The sequence below is a fragment of the Synechococcus sp. Lug-A genome, assembly GCF_024345655.1.
In the GTDB taxonomy this organism is placed as follows: Bacteria; Cyanobacteriota; Cyanobacteriia; order PCC-6307; family Cyanobiaceae; genus MW101C3.
Genome location: NZ_JAGQBN010000033.1, coordinates 1 through 5,519, shown reverse-complemented (window position 1 = coordinate 5,519; position 5,519 = coordinate 1). Strand labels below are relative to the sequence as shown.

The 5,519-nt window shown below is 73.0% G+C and carries 5 protein-coding genes; 1 reads left to right on the top strand and 4 read right to left on the bottom strand.

All coding sequences use genetic code 11. The features are described 5' to 3' along the window. The 3 genes from KBY86_RS15130 to KBY86_RS15120 all read right to left on the bottom strand — a co-directional run. Nucleotides 1-1,050 (bottom strand): phosphonate ABC transporter (locus KBY86_RS15130; RefSeq protein WP_315855876.1); only part of this gene is annotated, 1,050 nt, incomplete at its 3' end. After that, nucleotides 1,041-1,790 carry a phosphonate ABC transporter ATP-binding protein gene (locus KBY86_RS15125; RefSeq protein WP_094513337.1) on the bottom strand — a complete coding sequence of 250 codons (750 nt, stop codon included), beginning with the start codon at nucleotides 1,788-1,790 and terminating at the stop codon, nucleotides 1,041-1,043. The genes KBY86_RS15130 and KBY86_RS15125, both read right to left, overlap by 10 nt. Nucleotides 1,791-1,800: 10 nt before the next feature. Then, nucleotides 1,801-2,742 (bottom strand): putative selenate ABC transporter substrate-binding protein, encoded by a 942-nt coding sequence (locus KBY86_RS15120; RefSeq protein ID WP_255141740.1) that lies wholly within the window; start codon nucleotides 2,740-2,742, stop codon nucleotides 1,801-1,803. A 261-nt stretch (nucleotides 2,743-3,003) separates the two neighbouring features. On the opposite strand from KBY86_RS15120, the gene mnmH reads away from it, so the two are divergent. Then, nucleotides 3,004-4,020, top strand: a complete 1,017-nt coding sequence (gene mnmH / locus KBY86_RS15115; RefSeq protein WP_255141739.1) for a tRNA 2-selenouridine(34) synthase MnmH — start codon at nucleotides 3,004-3,006, stop codon at nucleotides 4,018-4,020. Here the strand turns inward: mnmH and selD are convergent. Then, a partial coding sequence (selD, locus tag KBY86_RS15110; RefSeq protein ID WP_255141738.1) for a selenide, water dikinase SelD occupies nucleotides 4,017-5,519 on the bottom strand: 1,503 nt, incomplete at its 5' end. The genes mnmH and selD overlap by 4 nt on opposite strands.

The following is a 5,519-nucleotide window of genomic DNA, read 5'->3' as shown; positions in this document are numbered from 1 at the left end:
AGCCAGCAGCAGCAGCAGGGGCGCCAGACCCACCGCCAGGCAGGCCGCCAGCAGCGTCAGCCCCAGGGTGCCGCCCACCAGCGCCGGCCAGGGCAGGGCCAGCACGCTGGGCCAGTCGCTCTGCAGCGGCGGCAACGGCTGCACGCTGAGCAGCGCCTGGGGCTGCACGCCAAGGGCATGACCCAGCAGCAGCGAGAGCGGCAGCAGGGCCAGCAGCACCAGCAGCATCTCCCGCGCCCACAGCCCCACCGACGGCTGCTGCAGACCGAAGCGCACGGGCATCAGCCAACGTCGCCGCAGATGGCCCAGGCCGGCCTCCAGGCTGAGCATCACGGCGAGCAGCAGCCACAGGCCGGTCCAGAGCTCGTGGAAAGCGAGCGACTGCATGGTGAGCTTCAGCTCGGTGCCGAGGCCGCCAAGGCCGAACACCCCCAGCAGGGTGGCGCTGCGCAGGGCGCACTCCAGCCGGTAGCCGCCGTAGCTCAGCACCCCCGGCAGCAGGGCGGGGCCGAGCGCCGTGAGTAACGCGGCCGGCGCCGGCGCCCCACCGGCCCGCAGGGCCTCCACGTTGGTGGTGGGCAGCGCGTCGAGCAGATCACTCAGCACCCGCGCCACCAGCGCCGCATAGGGGATCACGATCGCCAGCACGGCCACCGCTGGCTGCAGCCCCAGCAGTTGCAGGAGCAGCAGCCCCCAGATCAGTTCATGGATGGAGCGGGGAACGGCCAGCAGGCGGCGGATGCCGGTGGCGGGCAGGGCACTGCCGCTGAGGGTGGTCCAGACGGTGCGGGAGCTGGCCACGCCCAGCAGCAGGCCGAGCACCAGGCTCACCGCCCAGCCCAGCAGCGCCATCGCCACGGTCACCAGCAGCCCACCGGCCACCGAGCGCAGCACCACCGGATCCAGCGACGGCGTCAGCGCCGCCATGGCGAACTGACCGATCAGCTCCCAGCCGCCGCCGTGGCTGAGGCCCGGCAGCACCAGCCCCAGCGGCAGCAGCACCAGGGCCGGCAGCAGCACCAGCAGCGGCGGCGCAACTCTCAGCTGCACGGCGGCGTGCCTTCGTAGAGGTCGGTCAGCAGCGCCCGGTGCACCGCGGCGATCGGCCCGTCGAACACCAGCCGGCCCTGCCGCAGACCGATCGCCCGATCAAAGCCCTCCAGCAGATCGGGGCGGTGCAGGCTGAGCAGCAGGGCACGCGGCGGCACCGCCTGACGCAGCAGCAGGGCCAGCAGCTCCGCCGCCAGGCGGGGATCAAGGCTGGCCAGAGGTTCATCGGCCAGCAGCAGCACCGGGTCCTGGCGCAGCAGCCGTGCCATGGCCACCCGCTGGCGCTGGCCGCCGGAGAGGGCCGACACCGGCCGCTCCAGCAGGTGCGGCTCCAGGTCCATCGTCGCCATCGCCTGGCGGCAGGCGTCGGTTTCGAGCGGCAGCAGCAGGTTGAGCAGGGCCTTCGGCCAGCCCCAGACCGCCAGCCGCGCGGCATTGAGGTTCTGCTGCACGCTCAGCTCCTCCACCAGGCGCAGGTCCTGCCAGAGGGTGCCGATGCGGGCCTGCTGCAGACGGCGGCCCCGCCGTGAGCGGGCCGGTGGCCGGCCCTCCCACAACACCTCACCGTGCTGCGCTGGCAGCAGCCCATTAGCCACCGCCAGCAGGGTGCTCTTGCCGGCGCCGCTGGCCCCGAGCAACGCCACCCGCTCGCCCTGGCGGATGGTGAGGTCAATGCCCTCCAGCCGCGGTCGCGGTTGGCCCGGCACCGTGATGCCGCGCAGTTCGAGCACCGGGTTCATCGGTGCGTCCTCAGCGGATCTTGCCGATCTGACGGCCCACCTGCTCGATGCGGGCGTAATCCGCAGCCTTGGCGGGGATGAACCGCTGGGCGCCGAACAGGGCGAGGATCTGCTTCTGCTCGGGGTCGGTGGTCCGCCAGCTGAGGATCGCCGTGCGCATGCGGGTGCTGAAGCCCTTGCCGAAGCGCTTGTCGAGATCGGGCTGGGCGAGCCAGTGGTAGTTGGGGTAGCCGGGGGTTTTCCAGATCTGGATCACCTTGGCGCGGTTGACCTTGCCCTCGCTGAGGTTGCTGCGCCACACCTCTTCGCTGAGGGCGCCGGCCTGGTAGGCGCCGCTCTGCACCAGGGCGATGGTGGCGTCATGGCTGCTGCTGAAGCCGGGGACACCGCCGGCGAAATCGCTGAGCTTGACCCCGGCCTGGTTCAGGTAGAACTGGGGCATCAGGCGGCCGGAGGTGGAGCTCTCCGAGCCAAAGGTGAAACGCTTGCCCTTCAGCTCGCTCAGCCCCTTCACGTTGGAGATCGGCTTGAGGCCGCTGCTGGTGTTGGCGATGAAGACGCTCTGGAACGAGGCGTCGATGTCGCGCTGGGCGACCACCTGGGCGCCGGGCTTCTGCAGGCGCGCCTGCACCCCCGTGAGACTGCCGAACCAGACCAGATCCAGCCCACCGGTGCGGAAGGCGGTGACGGCTGCGGCGTAATCCACCACCGGCACATAGGTGACCTTCACACCCAGCTGACGGCTGAGTTCATTGGCCACCAGCGGGTAGAGCCGGTTGAGCACCTCAGGCTTCTGGTCGGGGATCGCACCGATGCGCAGCACCTTGGTGTTCTGCTGCGCCTTCGCCTCGCTCAGCAGCGACGGCAGGGGGCCGCCGGCGGGGGCCAGGGCCGGCAGCAGCGCCAGGGAAAGGCCCACCAGCGCAGCGGTGGCACGGATGCGGAACGTCATCGGTGAGAGGGGATCGGGGGGAAGGATCAGAGCGGGAGGCGGGTGAGGCCCAGGCCGGCGCCTCGGCACGCAGGCGGCTGAACGGGCAACTGCGCTGGGAAACGCAGAAGCAGCTCGCAGCACAGCGGAGCGAGGAGGCACGAGGAGGTGTCCGAGGAGCCACACGTCGCGCTGCCCGGGGTGCCGTGCAAGCAAGGTGCGCCGCAGCAGGGCGGCCCTGGAGCCACTATGGCGCTCACAACGTCGTGCCCCGGGTTGGCGATGGTGGTGCCCCAGCCGATCGAGCGCTTCCTGCAGGAGACGGGGCCGCTGCTGGATGTGCGCACCCCGGCGGAATTCGCCCAGGGCCACATTCCCGGCGCCGTCAACCTGCCGCTGTTCAGCGATGCCGAACGGGCGGAGGTGGGCACGCTCTACAAGCAGCAGGGGCGCCAGGCAGCGGTGCTGCATGGACTGGCGGTGGTGGGCCCGCGCCTGAAGGAGCTCGCGGCGGATCTGGCCGCCTGCAGCGCCGAAGCCGAGGGGGCGCCGCTGCGGCTCACCTGCTGGCGGGGGGGCATGCGCTCCGGCAACGTGGCCCTGCTGGCCGAGAGCCTGGAGCTGCCGGTGCGCCTGCTGCACGGCGGCTACAAGAGCTTCCGGCGCTGGGCGCTGGAGCTGTTCGAGCGGCCCTGGCCGCTGCGCCTGCTGGGGGGCCGCACCGGCTGCGGCAAGACCGAGCTGCTGCTGGCCCTGCAGCAGCTCGGGGTCGCCGTGGTGGACCTCGAAGGCCTTGCCAACCACCGCGGCAGCAGCTTCGGCGGGCTGGGGCTGCCGCAGCAACCCAGCACGGAGCACTACGAGAACCAGCTGGCCATGGCCTTGCAGGCGCTGGAGGGGGCGGCGGCGATCTGGCTGGAGGCGGAGAGCGCCATGGTGGGCCGCTGCCGCATCCCGGCCGGCCTCTGGCGCCAGATGAAGGCAGCACCGGTGCTGGAGGTGCAACGGCCGCTGGAGCAGCGGCTGGACCACCTGGTGGCGGTCTACGGCCAGCACGACCCGGAGGCGGTGGCGGAGGCCACCCGTCGCATCGCCAAGCGGCTGGGCCCCCAGCGCACGGCCATCGCCCTGGAGGCGATCGCCAACGGGGAGGCGGCCGAAGCCTGCCGGCAGATGCTCGATTACTACGACCGCTGCTACGACCACGACCTCAGCGGTCGTGGCGTCGCCAGCGTGGAGCTGGGGGAACAGAGCGCGGAGCAGGCCGCCGTCCGGCTGCTGGCGGACGGCCTGATCTAAGCCAGCACCCGGCCGATCAGGGCAGCAGCGCCGAAGCCGGCCGCCCGCAGGTCCTGCAGGGCGGCAGCGGCATTGCTGGCTGGCAGCGCCGCCAGCAGCGGGCCGCAGGTCTGGGGATCGATCAGCAGAGCCCTGTGGGCGGGCTCAAGGCCGTGCGGGCCAGGACCTTCCAGCTGCACCGCACCGTCCAGCAGCGCCAGGGCGGTGGCGTTGGCGGGGGCCAGGCTGCTGGCCACACCGGCGGCCAGCAGCTCCAGGGCACCGGGCAGCGCCGGCACGGCGGCCCAGTCGAGGGCGACACGCACGGCCGGGCTGGCGGCGATCATCTCGCCGAGGTGGCCAAGCAACCCGAAGCCGGTCACATCGGTGCAGGCCCGGCAGCCGTGACGCGCCAGCAGCGGCAGCAGCGGCGCCTGGCTCTGCTGCAGCACCGCCAGCGCCTGCTCGATCCAGGCGGGATCCGCGGCCGCCGCCATCGCCGCCGCGAACAGCACGCCACTGCCGAGCGGGCGGCTGAGCAGCAGCACATCACCCGGCTGGAGCGGGCCCTTGCGCCAGAACTGCGCCGGCGCCACCCGGCCGTTGACCGTGAGCGCCAGGCTGAGCCCGGCACCATCGCGGCCCTCCAGGGTGTGCCCGCCCAGCAGCACGGCCCCCTGCGGCTCCAGCACGGAACACACCCCCGCCAGGGTCTGCACCAGCAGCTCTTCCTGCACGGCGGCCGCCGCGGCCGGCAGGGTCACCAGCGCCTGGGCGCTCTCCACCGGCGCCCCACAGGCCCAGAGGTCGCTGCAGGCATGCAGGGTGGTGAGGCGGGCGTTGAGCCAGGGGTCGTCCACCAGGGCCGGGAAGCCATCCACGCTCTGCAGCAGCAGCGCGCCGTCGTCGAGCCGGGCCACCACGGCGGCGTCATCGGCGGGGACGGCAGCCGCAGCGAGTCGCCCCAGGGCCGCCTGCAGTGGAGCGGCGGGCAGCTTGGCGGCGCAGCCGCGGCAGGGCATGGGCTCCGCCGCAGGGGCGGCACCCATCGGCTGCAGAGCGGTGAAGCGGTCCATGAACGCCTGGTCGATGGCCTGCTTCCAGTGCCACAGCCAGCGGTGCGGACCGAGCGCCAGCGGCCCGAACAGGGCCAGGGCCCGTGGACCGGCCGGTTGCCAGCCGCCATCGCCGAGCAGTTGCAGAGCGAACGGCTGGGGCCGCCAGGGCCGCAGGGGGCGGCCGGGGCTGTCGATGCTGCGTTTCAGATTGGCCGCCAGCACCGGCGCGGCCCGCACCGCCCAGACCCCCGATGGGGGACGGGGCTGGCCGTCGATCAGGCCGCAGTCACCGCAGGCGAACAGGCCGGGGCGGCCCACCACCTCCAGGCTGGCCGCCGTGCGGACACGGCCGCTGCCGGGATCGACCGGCAGGCCGGCAGCGGCCAGCCAGGCAGGCGCCAGGCTGCCAGTGCAGGCCAGATCTGCCGCGGCCCGCTCCGGCGCCTGGCGCTCCAGCGGAAT